Below are 17,789 nucleotides of genomic sequence, written 5' to 3'. Positions count from 1 at the left end.
GTAGGGGCGAAGGCGCGCCATCTGCGCTTCCGTCAGCCAGAACAGGTTGCTCATTGATCGGTCTCCTTGCGGCGGCCTGAATCACGTAAAGGGCGTAAAATCAATGGGTCTGGAGCCTAGGCTTGGCGACCTCTTTCTTCAGGGCCGCAATCTCGGCCAATTCGGCGCGCGGTTGCCCATTGCCAGGGAACGCCGTGACGGGGGCGTCGGCAGCCTCCCGCACCCAACGCCGCAATACGCTTTCTGCAAGATCCAGATCACGGGCCGCCTGCGCCACCGAAACGCCCCGATCCGTCACCAGCTTCACAGCCTCAAACTTAAACTCTTTCGTAAACTTCCGTCTCATTTCCGATCTCCGATTCCTTGGTCACCATCTTATCTTCGTGTCCACGAAACCGGCAGCAGGCCAACGGGGCCTGACGCTGCGCAATCCGCAAAGCTCCGCGCCAGCCCCCGTTGCCCAACCCGCCCGAATGGGCAAAACTCAAACCCAGAGTCTCGCTCACGCTGGATAAAAGTTGGGGACAACGTCAAGGGCCTTCAAAGAGCGCCTTATTGCTACTGGAAAGGCAAGAAAACTCGTCATCGTGGCCTGCGCCCGCAAACTGTTGACAGTTCTCAATGCGATGACACGGACCAGAACTGCCTACCACGACGCCCCCACCTGAAACACAGTTGCTACTCAGGAGTTGGAGCCTCCGGCAAACCCGGCGCGGTTCAAAGAGCGGATTACCCAGCCCGGGGACCACCTCAGAAACTGCGGCACCCGAAACGCTGGACCGGAACGACCCTGCTAGAGAGGTCCACACCCTAAAAATCCAGCCCCAGATCCAGCGTCCGCGCCGAATGCGTCAGCGCGCCCACCGAGATATAGCCCACCCCGGTCGCGGCCACCTCGGCGATCCGCTCAAGCCGCATATTGCCCGAGGCCTCCAGCACCACGCGGCCCTGCGCCATGCTGACCGCCTGCCGCAGCGTGGGCGTGTCCATATTGTCCAGCAGCACGACATCGGCGCCCCCCTCGTCCAGAACCTGCGCCAGCTGGTCCAGCCGGTCGACCTCGATCTCGACCCGCATCATATGCGAAGCGCGGGCCCTGACCGCCTGCAAGACCGGGCGGATGCCGCCTGCCGCCGCGATATGGTTGTCCTTGATCAGGATCGCATCTGACAGCGAAATGCGATGGCTGAAGCCGCCGCCATGCAGCACGGCCTGTTTCTCGACCAGCCGCAGACCCGGCGTGGTCTTGCGCGTGCAGGTGATGCGGGTGGCTGTGCCGCGCGTTTCGGCCACGAAGGCTGCTGTCAGCGTGGCAATGCCGCACAGCCGCCCGGCAAAGTTCAGCGCCACCCGTTCGGCGGACAGGATCGCGGCGGCGCAGCCCTCGATCCGGGCCAGCGTCTCGCCTGCGGCAAAGGCGGCTCCGTCGGGGCAAAGCAGCTTGAACCGCAGAGCGGGGTCGATCAGCCGGAAGGCCAGCGCGGCAAGCTGCATCCCCGAGGCCACGCCTGCCTCGCGCGCCTGCAGGCGGGCCGCATAGCGGGTGCCTGCAGGGATCACGGTGCGGGTGGTGATGTCGCCATTGCTGCCCAGATCCTCGGCCAGCGCGGCGCGGATCAGCGGCTCCAGGATCAGGTCGGGCAAGGGGGGCATTTGGGGCGAAGGCATCTTGGGCGGGGTCATAGAGGCTCCGTTTCGGGGGCGGTGCGCAGGGCCAGCGCCTGCGTCAGCGTCAGGTGGCTGCGATGGGCGTCATCGGCGGTCCGGGGGAAATCGGTGCGGCAATGCGCGCCCCGGCTTTCGCGCCGCAAAAGGGCTGCGGCGCAGATCAGCGTCGCGGTGGCCGTCATGTTGCGCAGCTGCGGGTTGCCCGGCTGCGCGGCCTCGATCGTGGCGATGGTGCGCAGGGCGGCGGTCAGGCCACCCGCATCGCGCAGCACGCCCGCGCCATCGGTCATCGCCCGGCGCAGGCGCGCCACCAGCGCGGGATCGGGCAGGGGGGCCGGGGCCGGGTCGGGCAGGCGCAGCGCCGCGCCGGTGGCCGGGGGCAGGTCCGCCGCCATCGACAGCGCCGCGCGGCGGGCAAAGACCAGCGCCTCCAGCAGCCCGTTCGAGGCCAGACGGTTGGCGCCATGCAGCCCGGTCGAGGCCGCCTCGCCGCAGGCCCACAGGCCGGGCAGGCTGGCGCGCCCGTCCAGATCGGTGGCGATGCCGCCCATAGGGTACTGCGCCGCCGCCGCGACCGGGATCGGCTGGCGCCCCGGGTCGATGCCCGCCCGCGCGCAGGCGGCAGCGACCGCCGGGAACCGGGTGCCAAGCGCGGGCAGCGAACGGCAGTCCAGCGCGGGGTCGCGGCCCGCCTGACGTTCGGCATAGACGGCGCGGGCGACAATATCGCGCGGCGCCAGTTCGGCATCCGGGTGCAGCGCCGCCATGAAACGGGTGCCCGCCGCGTTGACCAGAACTGCACCTTCGCCGCGCAGCGCCTCGGTCGCCAGCGGGGCGGGATCGGTCAGCCCGGCGATGGCGGTGGGGTGAAACTGCACGAATTCGGCATCCGCGATCATCGCGCCCGCGCGGGCGGCCATGCCGATCGCCTCGCCCCGGATGCGCGGCGGGTTGGTCGTCACCGCAAACAGGCCGCCCGAGCCACCGCCCGCGATCAGCACCGCAGGCGCGGCAAGGTCCAGCACCCCGGACCCGCTGGCCCGCGCGATCTGCACCCCGTCGATGCGGCCCGACCCCAGCAGCCCGACCGCCACCCAGCCCTCCAGCACCTGCACCGAAGGGGCGGCGCGCACGGCGGCGATCAGCGCCCGCATGATCTCGGCCCCTGCCTGATCGCCCTGCACGCGCACCACGCGGGCAAAGCTGTGCGCCGCCTCGCGCGACATGACATAGCCGCCCGCCGCATCGCGATCAAAGGGCGTGCCAAGCGAGGTCAGCGCCAGAATATGGGCCCGCGCCTCGGCGGTGACCAGATCAGCGACGCCCGCATCGACCGTGCCTGCGCCTGCCCGCACCGTATCGGCGGCGTGGGAGGCAGCACTGTCGGCTGGGTCCATCGCGGCGGCCACGCCCCCCTGCGCCCAGGCCGAACTGGCCCCCTGCCCAAGCGGATCGGGCGAGATCATCAGCACCGGGCGCGGCGCCAGCATCAGGGCTGCATAAAGCGCCCCCAGCCCCGCGCCGATGATCACCACGCGGTCATTGGGGATCATCTTACGCGGCCAGCTTGCGCGACAGGTCGATCATGCGCTGCACGGCCAGACGCGCGGGGGCGGCGATGGCCGGGTCCACCTCGACCTGCCCGGTCATCGTGTGCAGCGACCACAGCACCTTTTCCAGCGTGATTTTCTTCATATAGGGGCACATGTTGCACGGCCCCAGAAACTCGACCTCGGGATGGGCGTCCGAGATGTTGGACGCCATCGAGCATTCGGTGACCAGCATCGCCTTTTCGGGCCGCTCGCGGCCCACCCAGTCGATGATATGCGCGGTCGAGCCTGCAAAATCGGCCTCGGCCACCACATCGGGGGGGCATTCGGGATGCGCGATGATGCGGATGCCGGGATGCCAGTCGCGGAAATCGCGCAGATCCTGCGGGGTAAAGCGTTCATGCACGATGCAGGCGCCATCCCACCAGACGATGCGCTTTTGCGGCACCAAGGCGGCGACATTCTGCGCCAGCCATTTGTCGGGCGTCATAATGACCGTGTCGCCGGGCATCGCCGCCACGATCTGCGCCGCGTTCGACGAGGTGCAGCAGATGTCGGACGCGGCCTTCACCTCGGCGGTGGTGTTGACATAGCTGACAACCTTGGCGCCCGGATATTGCGCGCGCATCTGCGCCACGCCCTCGGCCGTGATGCTTTCGGCCAGCGAGCAGCCAGCCTCCATATCGGGCATCAGCACCGTCTTGGCGGGGTTCAGGATCTTCGACGTCTCGGCCATGAAATGCACGCCGCATTGCACGATGATGTCGGCCTCGACCCGCGTGGCCTCGATCGCCAGCTGCAGGCTGTCGCCCACCACATCGGCGATGCCGTGATAGATGTCGGGCGTCATGTAGTTATGCGCCAGCACCACGGCGCCACGCTCGGCCTTCAGCCGGTTGATCGCGGCCACATAGGGCGCGGCGATGGCCCAGTCGGGAAAGGGCACGACACGGTCCATCCGGGCATGGATGTCCGACATCTGCTGCGCCAGTTCGACCGAGGGCGCCAGATCGTAATGCGCCCCCAGTTCGGCGCGGATATGGGTCAGGTCCAGCAACTCGGCTCCTCCTCCGGTGCGGCGGCGTGGCGGGCACAGGCGGTCCGCTTAGCCCAAGGGTGACGCAGGGGCAAGAACTGTGACGGTTTCGTGGCCCTGACCGCATCTATCCGATTGTGGCGCGCGCGTCATCCCTTGGCGATGCGGCGAAGCGCGCGTTTTTCGGCGGCCCGCGCCTTGCGCGCCCGCCGCCAGGGATCACCAAAGCGCAGCCACAGGACCGACAGCCACCACAGCGCCACACAGGCCCACAGATCGACGGCCAGCCGGGCGGAGAAACTCTGATCTTCGGGGTTCATCTGCAGCGCGTCGCCCAGAACCGACAGCAGCACGCAGGCGCCAAAGGACCACAGGCCGCCGCGCCCGATCTGTTGCAGCCAGACACCGGGGCGGGTGGCAGCCAGCCAGGCCATCGCGGGCGCAAGCGGCACCGCGACCAGCCAGGTGGCCGCCATGATCGCCAGATAGCGGGTGCCGTCGAGGCTCCATTTGTCGATGCTGCCATAGACCAGTTTCAGCGCCTCGCGCAGGGGCAGGGCGGGTTCGCCGATGCGGGCGGCGGCGATGATGGTGCAGCCGAAGGCGAACATCGCCAGCGCCAGCACAGTCAGCAGATGCCGCCACGGGTACAGGCGTGGCATCAGCCGCGCACGGAACAGACCCATCGCCACGCCGGAAAAGAACAGCATCTGCCAGCCGAACGGGTTGAACAGCAGGCCGTTCTGGGAACGGTGGTTGGGGATCAGGCTGTTCAGCACCGGCCCGTACCACCAGATCGCGACCGACGCCGCAGCCACCAGCAGCGGCCAGCGCAGCATCAGCGGCACCACCAGCGGCGAGACGGCGATCAGCACGACATAAACCGCCAGCACATCGACGATATTGGGCTGCAGCCACAGCGTCGCCAGCGTGCCGATATAGCCAAGCGGGTTCTGGGTCACCCAGACCGCGTATTGGTGCCAGACGGCGGTGTGATGCAGATCCATGGCCAGCAGAGCCGCCGACAGCAGCGCCATCAGCACGCCGATGATGATCAATGCACGCCAGACATCAAAGGCCCGGCGGGCAAAGCGCCATTGCGCCGCGCGCCGCCCCTGACGGGCCTCGACCGACAGCCAGACCATGCCGACCAGAAAGCCGGACAGCAGCACGAACAGTTCCGACGCATCAAAGATCGAGAAATTGGGCAGCGTGACGCCCCGCATGACCGAGACGGGCATGTGGTTGACCATGATGCTGACCAGCGCGTAGCCGCGCAGCATGTCCAGCGCAATGAGGCGGTTCATGCGGGCAGGCGGCTCATGCGGGCAACTGACCCCAGTTTGCCAGCAGGGCGCGGTCGGCGACCAGCGCGTCGGTCTCGGCCGGATCAAGGAAATCCAGCGCCTCGGACTGGCTGCGGGCATGGGCGATCTTGGCGGCGGCGGTGACGCGCAGCAGGGCCAGCGGCGCGGGCAGATCCTGCGGCGCCGATGGCAGCGCCGCAAGATGTTGCTGCATCAGGTCGGCGTCGCGGCCAAGGCGCAGCACGGACTCGCGGCCTGCGACCGGGGCGGGCAGGGCACGGGTGATGGCTGCGGCCTCGGTCAGGATCGCGGGCGGGTCGCGTTCCTCGGGCGTGACCAGCAGCCCGCGCATCCGCGTCCAGCGGCCCAGAAGCGGGCTGGCTGACAGGCGCGTGGTCAGCGGCGACAGGATCAGCCCCGCGATAATGGGCGCCAGCCAGATCAGCTGCGGCGGCGAGAACGACCACAGCACCGCCAGCGTGCCCAGCCCCAGCGCGACATGCGCCCAGTGATAGCGCAGCACCACGCCCCAGCCCGGCATATGGCCCGCCCGGACTTGCGCGTTCCAGCCGCTGTCGCGGCCTTGCAGGATTTCAAGGATCTGGCGCGTCTGCACCAGCATCTGAACGGGTGCGATCAGGGCAGACAGGACCGTCTCGAAGATGGCGCTGGCAAAGATGCGCACGCGCCCGCCCGACTGCTGCGCCAGCGGGCGCATCCAGGCCCGGAAGGTGGCGATGAACTTGGGCAGCAACAGCAACGCCATGGCGGCCCCGAACAGCCACAGCATCCGGCGGCTGTCAAAGACCGGCCAGTCGGGGAACAGCTGATAGGCGGCAGGGAAATATTCGGGCGTGGACAGCAGCACCGTGGCCGACAGCACCAGACCGACAAGGATCAGCGCCAGCCAGATCGGGCTCATCAGAAAGCCCATCACGCCGATGATGAAATGCGCCCGGCTGATGCCGCGCATCCCGCGCATCCGCAGCAGCCGCAGATGCTGCAGGTTGCCCTGCGCCCAACGGCGTTCGCGCGCGGCCATGTCCAGCAGCGTCGGCGGGCAGCCCTCATAGCTGCCGCGCAGGTCGTGATCCAGCCGCACCTTCCAGCCCGCCCGGCACAGCGCGGCGGCCTCGACGAAGTCATGGCTGAGGATGGTGCCGCCAAAGGGCGGGCGGCCGGGCAGGCGGGGCAACCCGCAGGATTGCGCAAAGGCCGACACACGGATGATCGCGTTGTGACCCCAGTAATTGCCGCTGTTGCCCGACCATGCGGCGACGCCGCGCGCGATCATCGGGCCATAGACGCGACCCGCGAACTGGGTCTGGCGCGCCAGGATCGTCTCGCCGCCGACCAGCATCGGCATGGTCTGGATCAGCCCCAGATCGGGGTCGGCCTCCATCCGCGCCGACAGCGCCCGGATCGTGGCGCCGGTCATCACGCTGTCGGCGTCCAGCACCACCATCTGATCGAAACGCCCGCCCCAGCGGCGCAGGAATTCGGCGATATTGCCCGATTTGCGATCTTCGTTGCTGGCCCGGCGCCGGTAATGGATCGGCAGCGGCGACAGGGGACGCGCCGCCGCCAGCGCCAGCGTCTCCTGCACCGCGATCGCCGGATCGCGGGTGTCGGACAGCACAAAGATTTCGGCGCGCCCGGCCAGCCCTTCGGCGGCCAGCTCGCGCGCCAGCGCCACCAGCAGACCGATACTGGCGGCTGCATCTTCGTGATAGACCGGCATGACGACGGCAAGCCGCGCCGCATTCGGACCCTCGGGCGTGGTCAGCCGAGGTGCGAACAGGCCCGCCAGCGTGGCGCAGAACGAAAAGCCCACCCAGGCAAAGGTCGGCACGAACAGCACCAGAAAGGCGATCTGCATCGGCGTCGGCTCTGCCCCGAAGGTCGCCAGCATCTGCCAGAAGCCGATCGCGGCAATCGCTGCGGTGCCGCCGAACGCCACCAGCCGCGCCATCCACACGTGCAGGTTGTTCAGGTGCCGCGTGCGGCCGGCAGCGGGGGCCAGACGGAAATCCTGGACCGGCATCGCCAGAGGCGACTCGGGCGGCATGGCGGCGACGGCGGCCTCGTGATGATCTGACGCCTGATTGTCTGATGCGGGATCTGGCGCGTGCGCGGGTGCGTGGGCGGGCGCGGGCGCCGGTATGACGGTCCTCATGCGGTCCAGCGCGTCAGCCAGGTCTCGCTGAGGGGGCGCCCCCCGGCATCGGTCAGCACCGCCTGCAGATCGGCAAGCTGTTCCCGCCCCGGCGCGAATTCAAAAGCCAGCCGCAGGGCGTGCTGCTCGGGCAGCGCCTTGAGATACGAGTGAACGATATTGCCAGCCGAGGTCTTGACCTGAATCTGGGGCAGGTCATCGCGGAACATGGCCAGATCAAAGTCGATGATAAAGCTGCGCGTCGTCTCGACATTGATCGACCGCCCCGACCGGACCTGCAACACGCGGGCCAGCGGCAGGTCATCGTGCGGCAGCGCTGAAAAGCCCATGCGATAGCGGAATTCATGCCGCTGCCCGCGCACCAGAACGCCTTTGGGCACCCAATAGCTGACGATATTGTCGTTGAATTCGTTCTCGACCGGAATCTCGACCAGCCGCACCTCGCCTTCGCCCCAGTCGCCCAGTGGTTCGATCCAGGCCGAGGGGCGCAGGTGGTACATCGCCTCGGCGTCCTGATAGGTCTCGAAGTCGCGGGCGCGCTGGATCAGGCCAAAGCCCTTCGGGTCGCGGTCGACAAAGGACGAGATCTGCAGGGTCTTGGGCGACATGAGGCCACGCCACAGGGCCTGCCCTGCGCCCGTGTGCATCTGCAACCCGTCGCTGTCATGGCAGGCGGGGCGGTAATCATCGACCGCGCGGCGCGAGGCCGGGCTGAACCAGAACATCGAGGTCAGCGGCGCCAGCCCCGTCTCGCGCAGATCCACGCGCGGGAACAGCGCCAGCCGCGTCTGCACGATGGTTTCGGTGCCCGGACGGACGTTGAACTCGAACGCCCCCGCAACCGAACGACTGTCCAGAATCGCATGAATGCGCACGGTGTCGTCGCCGGGGTGCGGCTCGTGGATCCAGAAATCGGTGAACAGCGGGAATTCCTCGCCATCCGGGCTGCCGGTCTTGATCGCCAGCCCGCGCGCGGACAGGCCATAGAGCGTGCCGCGCGCCACGGCCCGGAAATAGCTGGCGCCCTGAAAGACGAGAAACTCGTCCTTGACGTTGGGGCGGTTCAGCGCGGTGCGGACGCGAAAGCCCGACCAGCCCATATTGCCCACGGTGGTCAGATCGGCGCCGTCCGGGAAATGCGAGGGGTCGAATTCCAGCATCGCGGGATCAAAAGGCAGATGCCGCGCGATCCCGTTGCGGACGATATTGATCTGCACCGGCTCGTAGAAAATCATGCCGGGTGACAGCAGATCGACGCCGAACGCCCCGTCCTGACCCAGCGGATCACGGTCGCGGCGAAAGCGGATCGCGCGATACTGGTCGTAGTTGAGATCAGCAAAGCTGCCCACCAGTTGCGAGATCGGCTGCTCATAGACCTGCGCGGCCCGTTCGGCGGCAAGCGCGGCCACGTCCTCAAAGCCGAAAGGCTCGGGGCGGAGGGGGCCGATCGGGTCTGCCGCGTCGCCGGATGAGGTCTGTGCCCCGGCATTCGTTGCAAAAAGCGAACCACCGGCAGCGAGGGCGGTGGCAGCATTGAGGAATTGACGACGCTTCATGTCTGCTGATGTCTCGAAAAGAATTGTCATATCATAGGGGCCACGCCGCAGTGCAGCAAGCGCACAACGCGTCAGACGGCATCCATCGGCGGAAGAACGCGCCGGACTGCCCGCAGGGCAGGCGGGCGGATCACTGCCGCGCCAGCCAAGCCGTGACCGGGCCACGGATATTGGGGATACCGCTGTCGCGCGCCTCGTCGATCACGGCCCGCAATTCGGTCAGTGACACGCGGCGCATCAGATGCTTGACCGGCCCGATCGAGGCGGGGCGCATCGACAGCCGCCGGAAGCCAAGGGCGGCAAAGACCAGCGCCTCGATCGGGCGGCCCGCATCCTCGCCGCAGAAGGACAGGGGCACGCGGGCCTCGTCACAGCGCGCGACGATCTGCGACAGCAGCGCCAGAAACGAGACATTCAGCGTGTCATAGCGGCGCCGCACGCGTTCATTCTCACGGTCGGCGGCGAAAAAGAACTGTTTCAGATCATTGCCGCCGACCGAGATGAAATCGCACATCTCGAAGAACTTGCGCGGTGCAAAGGCCAGCGAGGGCGTCTCCAGCATGGCGCCGACGCGGATGTCGCTTGGCATCTCGTGGCCAAGCCGTTGTTCGCGAGCCATTTCCTGCATCAGGATTTTATAGGCCGCCTCGTATTCGGTGATGTCGGCGACGAACGGGAACATCACATGCAAGGGACGCCCGACCGAGGCGCGGATCAGCGCCTGCACCTGCATCCGCAGGATGCCGCGCTTGTCCAGCCCCACCCGGATCGCGCGCCAGCCCATCGCGGGGTTCGGCTCGTCCTGCGGCTTCATATAGGGCAGCACCTTGTCGGACCCGATGTCCAGCGTGCGGAACATCACCGGCTTGCCATGCGCATTGTCCAGCACCCGGCGGTACAGCGCGGCCAGTTCCGCCCGGCGCGGCACGCTGTTGCGGATCAGGAACTGCAGCTCGGTGCGGAACAGGCCCACGCCCTCGGCCCCCGACCCCTCAAGCGAGGGCAGATCGGCCATCAGCCCGGCATTCATGTACAGCTGAACGGTGGTGCCGCAGGTGCCGGTCGCGGGCAGGCTGCGCAGGCTGGCATAGCGGTCCTGCGCCTCGGCCTGCATGGCGATCTTGTCCATGAACGCCGTGGTCACGCTTTCTTCGGGGCGCAGATGGACCACGCCCTGATCGCCGTCGACCAGAACCGGGTCCCCGTTCAGCGCCTCGGAGGTGATGCGGGCGGCATGGATCACCAGCGGGATCGCCAGCGCGCGGGCGACGATGGCGGCATGGCTTCCGACCGAGCCCTCTTCCAGCACCACACCGCGCAGGCGGCGGCCATATTCCAGCAGCTCGGCCGGGCCGATATTGCGAGCGACCAGAATCGGGTCGTCGGGCATGGCGGCGCCGGTATCGCTGCCCTGTCCGGTCAGGATGCGCAGCAGGCGGTTGGACAGGTCGTCCAGATCATGCAGCCGGTCGCGCAGATAGGGGTCGGCGGCCATTTCCAGCCGGGCGCGGGCGGCGGATTGTTCCTTTTCGACGGCGGCCTCGGCGGACAGGCCAAGGCGGATGTCCTCTTCCATGCGGCGCAGCCAGCTGCGCGAATGGGCAAACATCCGGTAGGCTTCCATCACCGCGACATGATCGCCGCCGCCGCCCATATCCGCTGCCGCCACCATCGTATCGACCGTGCTGCGCAGCCGGTCCACGCCCTCGTGCAGGCGCGACAGTTCCTTTTCGGGATCGTCGCCCACGGGGTTGGCGATCACCACGCGCGGCTCGTGCAGCCAGACCCGGCCCGCGGCGGCGCCCTCTTGCCCGGTCGCGCCGCGGATCATCTGCGGAAAGCGATGCGCCTGCGGCATGCTGTCGGACTGGCCCCCCTGAAAGGCGCCCAGTTCGGTCATCTCGGCCAGCACCATCGCCACGACTTCCAGCCCGTAGACCTCGTCATCGCTGAACTGGCGGGCCGTGGCGCATTGCACGACCAGCACGCCCAGACGTTCGCCCACGCGCTGGATCGGCACGCCCAGAAAGCTGGGAAAGACCTCTTCGCCGGTTTCGGGCATAAAGCGGAAACCCGGCTCGGCGGGGGCGTTCGCGGTGTTGACGTTGCGCCCCGCGCGGGCCACGCGCCCCACCAGACCCTCGCCCAGCCGCAGGCGGGTCATGTGCACGGCCTCGGGGCGCAGACCCTCGGTCGCGCACAGCTCCAGCGTCTCGGGGTCGCGGAACAGATAGATCGAGCAGACCTCGGTGCCCATCGAATCCGCGATCAGATGGGTGATGCGGTCCAGCCGGTCCTGCCCGCTGAACGGCGCGGCCAGAATTTCCTTCAGCCGCCGCAGCAGCTTGCGCGAGTCACTGTCTGTGCGATCCTGCATCGCTTGGCCCGCCTTCTGCCTGTCTGCTGCACCGGTCCTGCGACGCGCACGCCCCGCGCGCGGCAGGATCGGTCATGCGGGCGTGGTTACGCCCGCTCCAGTTCGAAGGCATCATGCAGCGCCTGCACAGCCAGTTCCATGTATTTCCGGTCGATCAGCACCGAAATCTTGATTTCGCTGGTGGCGATGACCTTGATGTTGACGTTTTCGTCAGCAAGCGCCTTGAACATCTTTGCGGCGACGCCTGCATGGCTGCGCATGCCGATGCCGACGACGCTGACCTTGGCGACCTCGGTGTCCACGACCAGTTCGTCATAGGCGATATGGCCCGCCTGACGCGCCTCTTCCATGGCGCGCTTGGCGCGTTCCACCTGATTGATCGGCACCGAAAAGGTCATGTCGGTCACCGAGCCGGGGTGATCGTCGTAATCCTTTTCCGAGATGTTCTGCACGATCATGTCCACGTTCACGCCCGCATCGGCCAGAGGCGCAAAGATGGCGGCCGAGATGCCGGGCCGGTCCTCGACCGTGACCAGCGTGATCTTGGCCTCGTCGCGCGAAGAGGCGACGCCGTTGACGACTTTCGATTCCATGATTTCATCCTCATCGCAGATCAGCGTGCCCGAATTTTCGTCGGTCTCCTCGAACGAGGATAGCACCCGCAACCGCACCTTGTATCGCATTGCCAGCTCGACCGAGCGGGTCTGCAGCACCTTGGCGCCAAGGGACGCCAGTTCCAGCATTTCCTCGAACGCGATGCGGGGCAGCTTGCGTGCGCGCGAGGTGATGCGGGGATCGGTCGTATAGACGCCGTCCACATCGGTATAGATGTCGCAGCGCTCGGCCCCGAAGGCGGCGGCAAAGGCCACGGCGGTCGTGTCGGACCCGCCGCGCCCCAGCGTGGTGATCCGCCCTTCGGGCGAGACGCCCTGAAAGCCCGCCACGACGGCGACCTTCATGCCCTCGGCGAATTTCTGGTCGATATTGGCGCGCGGGATGTCCACGAACCGCGCCGCCGAATGGGCCGAGGTCGTGTTGATCGGCACCTGCCAGCCCTGCCAGCTGCGCGCGGGCACGCCCATCTCCTGCAGCGTCAGCGACATCAGGCCCGCGGTCACATTCTCGCCCGAGCTGACCACCGCGTCATATTCGCGCGCGTCGAACATGGGCGAGGTCTGTTCGACCCAGCCCACCAGCTCGTTGGTCTTGCCCGACATGGCGCTGACGATGACGATCACGTCATAGCCGCGCTCGACCTCGCGCTGCACCTTCCGGGCAGCATTCCGGATCCGATCGGGATCGGCCACGGAAGTTCCGCCAAATTTCATCACCAGAAGGGGCATTGCAAGCCTCCTGCCCAGGGGTTGACCATCGGCGCGGCTTTTATGGGCGGGCGGGCGAAACCGCAAGGGGCGGCGCGACCCGTTCGCCTTTCAGTTCGTCTTTCTGCGGGGCAGAAAGGGCAGGGGGGTCACCGGCACGCCGTCCTCGATCAGCTTGCGGGCTTCGGCCAGCGGCGCCTCGCCATGGATGGCGCGGGCGGGGGCGTGGCCGTCATGCATGGCGCGGGCCTCATCGGCAAAGCTGAGCCCGACATAATCCGAATTCGCCTCGATCTGCTGGCGCAGTTTTTCCAGCGCCGCCTCGGCGGGGCTGTGGGTGCCGCTCAGCGGGCGGTCCCTGCCGCTGGCCACCTTGGGCGCCATCAGCGCCTTTTCGACCTGCGTGCTGCCGCAATGGGAGCAGGTGACCGCGCCCGCCATCAGCGCCGTGTCATAGGCGTCGGACGAGCGGAACCAGCCGTCGAAGTCATGTCCCTTGTTGCAGCGCATGGCATAGCGGATCATGCGAAAGCTCCTGTCACAGAACCTGCATATCGGGGCTGTCGGGCCGCGCCGCAAGGGCCGTGATGCGCGCAATCAGCGGGGCTGCGTCACCGGCCCGCAGGTCCAGCACCTGTCGCGCGGCGGCGCCCATGGCGCGGGCCTGCGCAGGCGCCCCGGCCAGCCGCAGCAGGGCGGACGCCAGATCGCCCGGCTGCACCGCAAGCGAGGCACGATGCGCGTCCAGCACTTCGAAACTCTCGGTGAAATTGCCGATATGGGGGCCGTGCAGCAGGGCGCAGCGATGGGCGGCCGGTTCCCACGGGGTATGGCCGCCGCGATCCACCAGCGATCCGCCGATCAGGCAGATCCCGGCGCGCGCATACCACCCCGGCATCTCGCCCAGAGTATCGGCCAGCAGCACGCCGCCGGGCGGCGCCGTGTCCGCGCCTTCGCTGCGCATCGCCAGCGGCAGGTGATGCGCCTGCACCAGTGCGGCGATCCGGGGGGCGCGGTCGGGGTGGCGGGGGGCCAGGATCAGCCGCAGGCCGGGATGCGTGCGCAGGGCTGTGGCAAAGGCGTCCAGAACCGGCGCATCCTCGCCCTCATGGGTCGAGGCGGCCAGGATCGTGTGGTCGCGGTCAGCGCTGTCGGGCGGCGGGGTGATCTGCGCGGGGTCCAGCAGCTTCAGATCCAGCCGTGGCATCAGCGCGGCGCTGCGCAACCCCAGCCGCAGCAGCCGCGCCTCGCTGGCCTGATCCTGCGCCGACAGGGCCGCGATGCGCCCCAGCATCGGCCCGATGATCCGCGGCAGCCGCGCCCATGTCGCGGCCGAGCGTTCCGACATGCGCGCCCCGATCATCGCATGCGCAATGCCGCGCTGCGCCAGAAACCGCGAGCGCAGCGGCCAGAATTCGCTTTCCACCGTGACCAGCAGGCGCGGCTGCACGGCGCCCAGAAAGCGGTCCAGCGCGCCGGGCAGGTCCAGCGGCGCCAGCCGCGCGGGCAGGCCCCAGCCCGCCGCCATGTCGCGCCCGGTCTCGCTGTTGGCGGTGATCTGCACCGGCATGTTGCGCGCCAGCGCCGCAATGACGCGCCGGGCCGAGGTCAGCTCGCCCACCGAAGCCCCATGCACCCAGATCGCGGCAGGCGCGGGCCGCTGCCCCGTGACCAGCCGTTCACGCAGCGCCGCCGAGCCGCCGATGCCGGCGCGCAGACGCAGCGCAGCCTCGGCAATGCGGGTCGTGGCGGTATAGATCATGGGGGCGCAACCCTCGCGTCGGAACGTCAGGAAGTGGGGTCCGGCGTGGAACAGGTCTTCGCAGAATGTCCGGTCCGGATGGATGTTGATCTTTTCCCGAGGCTTAAATGAGGCGCGTTATCAGGGCAAGTGTCGGCCAACAGCCGGGGCTGATGCCCCGGATCGAGATCGGGCCAATGGCAATGCCCTTACCGTCACCCGCGATTCCCGGCCTGAGGTGCTGCGCGGCGATCCGGCCCGCTGCGAGGCGCTGATCGACGCGTGCCCGCTTCAGTGGACCGGACGACCTCTGGTGGTGGCAGAAGCCGTCCGGATGTCCCGGTTTGCCGGACCGGCCGATGGTTTGTGGCTATGCTGGTGCAGTCACAGGCATTGGTCCGATCCTGCGCCGCAGGCGGTGAAATGGACGCGTTGCGGCAGGAATAACCTTCCCATCCCTTACGAACCGTCCGGGCGAATTGGGCCGAAACGGACAGTCATAAATCATTCACAATTATCGAGCATGATCGTCACAAAACTTCTGTAGGCGTATCTGGCAACGTTCAACTCCATAGGAGACGACCCATGAAGTCCATCGGCCTCGCCGCAACAGCAGTGTCCGTCATCGCGCTGTCCGCCACCGCAGCCCTTGCGCGTGATCAGATCCGCATCGTCGGCTCGTCGACCGTGTTCCCCTATACTCAGGCTGTCGCCGAAGAGTTCTCGAACCAGACCGGCGCGCCTGCTCCGATCGTGGAATCGACCGGCACCGGCGGCGGCATGCAGATCTTCTGCTCGGGTGTGGGCGAAAACACCCCCGACCTGACCGGCGCTTCGCGTGCCATGACCAAATCCGAATACGACCTGTGCGTCTCGAACGGTGTCACCGACATCACCGAAGCCATGATCGGCTATGACGGTCTGGTGATTGCAGTCGCCCGCAACAGCTCGGCCGACTGGAACCTGACGCTGGAGCAGGTCTGGCTGGCTCTGTCCGCCGAAGTCGTCCAGGACGGCGCGATGGTCGCCAACCCTTACAGCAACTGGTCGGAAATCGACGAATCGCTGCCGAATATCGCCATCACCGTGATGGGGCCGCCGCCGACCTCGGGCACCCGCGACGCATTCGTCGAACTGGCGATGCACGCTGGCTGCGAAGAGAACGCAGCCGCGATGGAACTGGCCGAGGCCGCCGAGAAAAAATCGGACTGGGTCAAGGAAAACTGCTCGCGCATGCGCACCGATGGCCCGTTCATCGAAGCAGGCGAGAACGACAACCTGATCGTGCAGCGTCTGAACACCGACCCGAACGCGCTTGGCATCTTCGGCTATTCGTTCCTGTATGAAAACACGGACACGCTGATCGACGTGAAACTGAACGGCGTCGATGCCGAGCTGGACACGATCGCCTCGGGTGAATTCCCGCTGTCGCGCCCGCTGTATTTCTACGTCAAGGACGCGCATCGCGGTGTGATCCCGAACCTGCAGGAATTCGTCGAAGCCTATATGGCCGAAGACGCTCTGGCAGCTGACGGCTATCTGGCCGAGCGCGGTCTGGTGTCGCTGCCGGATGACGAACGTGCCGACCTGCAAGCCCGCGTCGCCTCGGGCGAAGGCGAATTCATGGTTGCCGAGTAATCAGCGCAGTCTGACCGCCCGCCCCGCAGGTCGCGGGGCGGGCATCATAACGATAAAGAGGTTTCCATGACCGGACTGGCATTCGCCTTGCTGCTCAGCGCGGCAATCGCGGGATACGTGATGAACCGAAAGGCGGCGCTGGCCCTGCGCGACGGTGGCCAGCGTCTGCATTCTCTGGGGATGTTCCACGGGCTTTATGCCCTGCTGCTGGTCATGGTGCCCGCTGTCGTCGTGACCCTGCTGTGGGTCGCCACGCAGGCGGGCGTGATCAACTGGCTGGTCATGTCCGGTCTTCCCGAAGGCTCGCTGGATGGCGTCGCCAATCCGCAGCTGGTCCTGTCCGAAATCCAGTCGCTGGCGCAGGGCCGCGTGTTTGGCACGCCCGACCCGTGGAAGATCGAGGCCGCCGAACGCATGGTCAACCTGCGCGTCCTTTCGGGCTGGTTGCTGGTCGCCGTCATCGCCGCGCTGTCGGCGGGGCTGATGCTGACCTCGCGCCGCAGCGTCTCGGCCCAGTTCCGCGCCCGTCAGGCGGTCGAGCGGATCGTGCTGGGGCTGATGATCACCTGCTCGCTGGTCGCCATTTTCGTGACCGTCGGCATCATCTTTTCGCTGGTCTTCGAATCGGTCCGCTTCTTCTCGATGGTGTCGCTGACCGAATTCCTGTTCGGCACCCGGTGGGAGCCGCAGATGCCGATCCGCGCCGACCAGATCGCCGCCGAGGGCGCGTTCGGCTGGCTGCCGGTGATCCTGGGCACGATCGTCATCACCGCCGTTGCGACCTTTATCGCCGTGCCGGTGGGGCTGATGTCGGCCATCTATCTCAACGAATTCGCCAGCCGCCGTTTCCGCGCCGTGGCCAAGCCGATCCTCGAAATTCTGGCGGGCATCCCGACCGTGGTCTATGGCTTCTTCGCCATCCTGACCGTGGCCCCCGCGCTGCGCGCCGCAGGGGCGGCCCTGGGCATTCCCGTGGCGCCCAACACCGCGCTGGCGGCAGGCAGCGTCATGGCGATCATGCTGATCCCCTTCATCTCGTCCTTTGCCGACGATGCGCTGTCAGCCGTGCCGCAATCGCTGCGCGACGGCAGCATGGCGCTTGGCGCCACCCGCGCCGAGACGGTGACCAAGGTGCTGTTCCCCGCCGCCATTCCCGGCATCGTCGGCGGCGTCCTGCTGGCCGTCAGCCGCGCCATCGGCGAGACGATGATCGTGCTGATGGCCGCCGGCCTGATTGCCAAGATGACGCTGAACCCGCTGGACAGCGTGACCACCGTGACCGTGCAGATCGTGACCCTGCTGATCGGCGACACGGCCTTTGACAGCCCCAAGACGCTGGCGGCCTTTGCCCTTGGTCTGATGCTGTTCATCGTGACCCTGTGCATCAACATCCTCGCCTTGCGCATCGTGCGCAAATA

12 protein-coding genes and 1 pseudogene are annotated in these 17,789 nt (G+C 67.3%); 2 read left to right on the top strand and 11 right to left on the bottom strand.

Annotated features, from left to right (window positions below; translation table 11 throughout):
- Positions 1-121 precede the first annotated feature (121 nt).
- The 11 genes and pseudogenes from ACK41U_RS16965 to ACK41U_RS16915 all read right to left on the bottom strand — a co-directional run.
- Positions 122-346: pseudogene (locus ACK41U_RS16965) on the bottom strand (transposase); the annotation flags it as partial.
- A 464-nt stretch (positions 347-810) separates the two neighbouring features.
- On the bottom strand, positions 811-1,653 hold the full coding sequence (gene nadC / locus ACK41U_RS16960; protein ID WP_409682690.1) for a carboxylating nicotinate-nucleotide diphosphorylase: 843 nt from the start codon (positions 1,651-1,653) through the stop codon (positions 811-813).
- Between the two features lie 26 nt (positions 1,654-1,679).
- Positions 1,680-3,221, bottom strand: coding sequence for an L-aspartate oxidase (locus ACK41U_RS16955; RefSeq protein WP_409682688.1), 1,542 nt, complete (start codon positions 3,219-3,221; stop codon positions 1,680-1,682).
- Position 3,222: 1 nt separating this feature from the next.
- Entirely contained in the window at positions 3,223-4,275 is a 1,053-nt protein-coding gene (gene nadA, locus ACK41U_RS16950; RefSeq protein WP_409682685.1) for a quinolinate synthase NadA, read from the bottom strand.
- A 128-nt stretch (positions 4,276-4,403) separates the two neighbouring features.
- The gene (gene opgC, locus ACK41U_RS16945) at positions 4,404-5,561 is read right to left on the bottom strand and encodes an OpgC domain-containing protein (protein WP_409682682.1); all 1,158 of its coding nucleotides are present in this window, start codon (positions 5,559-5,561) and stop codon (positions 4,404-4,406) included.
- A 13-nt stretch (positions 5,562-5,574) separates the two neighbouring features.
- A complete protein-coding gene (gene mdoH, locus ACK41U_RS16940; RefSeq protein WP_409682679.1) occupies positions 5,575-7,737 on the bottom strand; it encodes a glucans biosynthesis glucosyltransferase MdoH in 2,163 nt (720 codons plus the stop codon).
- Positions 7,734-9,293, bottom strand: coding sequence for a glucan biosynthesis protein (locus tag ACK41U_RS16935; RefSeq protein WP_409682676.1), 1,560 nt, complete (start codon positions 9,291-9,293; stop codon positions 7,734-7,736). The genes mdoH and ACK41U_RS16935 overlap by 4 nt, the downstream gene beginning before the upstream one ends.
- A 130-nt stretch (positions 9,294-9,423) precedes the next feature.
- The gene (gene ptsP, locus ACK41U_RS16930) at positions 9,424-11,670 is read right to left on the bottom strand and encodes a phosphoenolpyruvate--protein phosphotransferase (protein WP_409682673.1); all 2,247 of its coding nucleotides are present in this window, start codon (positions 11,668-11,670) and stop codon (positions 9,424-9,426) included.
- Between the two features lie 86 nt (positions 11,671-11,756).
- A complete protein-coding gene (locus ACK41U_RS16925; protein ID WP_409682670.1) occupies positions 11,757-13,013 on the bottom strand; it encodes an aspartate kinase in 1,257 nt (418 codons plus the stop codon).
- Positions 13,014-13,103: 90 nt separating this feature from the next.
- Positions 13,104-13,517, bottom strand: coding sequence for a DUF1178 family protein (locus ACK41U_RS16920; RefSeq protein WP_409682667.1), 414 nt, complete (start codon positions 13,515-13,517; stop codon positions 13,104-13,106).
- A 13-nt stretch (positions 13,518-13,530) separates the two neighbouring features.
- Positions 13,531-14,754 carry a 3-deoxy-D-manno-octulosonic acid transferase gene (locus ACK41U_RS16915; protein WP_409682664.1) on the bottom strand — a complete coding sequence of 408 codons (1,224 nt, stop codon included), beginning with the start codon at positions 14,752-14,754 and terminating at the stop codon, positions 13,531-13,533.
- Positions 14,755-15,318: 564 nt separating this feature from the next.
- On the opposite strand from ACK41U_RS16915, the gene ACK41U_RS16910 reads away from it, so the two are divergent.
- Complete coding sequence (locus tag ACK41U_RS16910) at positions 15,319-16,371, top strand: substrate-binding domain-containing protein (RefSeq protein WP_409682662.1); 1,053 nt, start codon at positions 15,319-15,321, stop codon at positions 16,369-16,371.
- Between the two features lie 66 nt (positions 16,372-16,437).
- Positions 16,438-17,789, top strand: a 1,352-nt coding sequence (pstC, locus tag ACK41U_RS16905; protein WP_409682659.1) for a phosphate ABC transporter permease subunit PstC, incomplete at its 3' end; no start/stop codon positions are given.

The sequence above is a fragment of the Paracoccus sp. (in: a-proteobacteria) genome (assembly GCF_046289755.1).
Lineage (GTDB): Bacteria > Pseudomonadota > Alphaproteobacteria > Rhodobacterales > Rhodobacteraceae > Paracoccus.
The sequence above is the reverse complement of the archived record's forward strand: the minus strand, read 5'-3'. Positions and strand labels throughout refer to the sequence as shown.

Coding starts and splice junctions, on each gene's coding strand:
- nadC (WP_409682690.1), bottom strand. CDS start 1,653: ATGCCCCCCTTGCCCGACCTGATCCTGGAGCCGCTGATCCGCGCCGCG.
- ACK41U_RS16915 (WP_409682664.1), bottom strand. CDS start 14,754: ATGATCTATACCGCCACGACCCGCATTGCCGAGGCTGCGCTGCGTCTG.
- ptsP (WP_409682673.1), bottom strand. CDS start 11,670: ATGCAGGATCGCACAGACAGTGACTCGCGCAAGCTGCTGCGGCGGCTG.
- ACK41U_RS16925 (WP_409682670.1), bottom strand. CDS start 13,013: ATGCCCCTTCTGGTGATGAAATTTGGCGGAACTTCCGTGGCCGATCCC.
- ACK41U_RS16955 (WP_409682688.1), bottom strand. CDS start 3,221: ATGATCCCCAATGACCGCGTGGTGATCATCGGCGCGGGGCTGGGGGCG.
- ACK41U_RS16935 (WP_409682676.1), bottom strand. CDS start 9,293: ATGAAGCGTCGTCAATTCCTCAATGCTGCCACCGCCCTCGCTGCCGGT.
- opgC (WP_409682682.1), bottom strand. CDS start 5,561: ATGAACCGCCTCATTGCGCTGGACATGCTGCGCGGCTACGCGCTGGTC.
- mdoH (WP_409682679.1), bottom strand. CDS start 7,737: ATGAGGACCGTCATACCGGCGCCCGCGCCCGCCCACGCACCCGCGCAC.
- ACK41U_RS16920 (WP_409682667.1), bottom strand. CDS start 13,517: ATGATCCGCTATGCCATGCGCTGCAACAAGGGACATGACTTCGACGGC.
- ACK41U_RS16910 (WP_409682662.1), top strand. CDS start 15,319: ATGAAGTCCATCGGCCTCGCCGCAACAGCAGTGTCCGTCATCGCGCTG.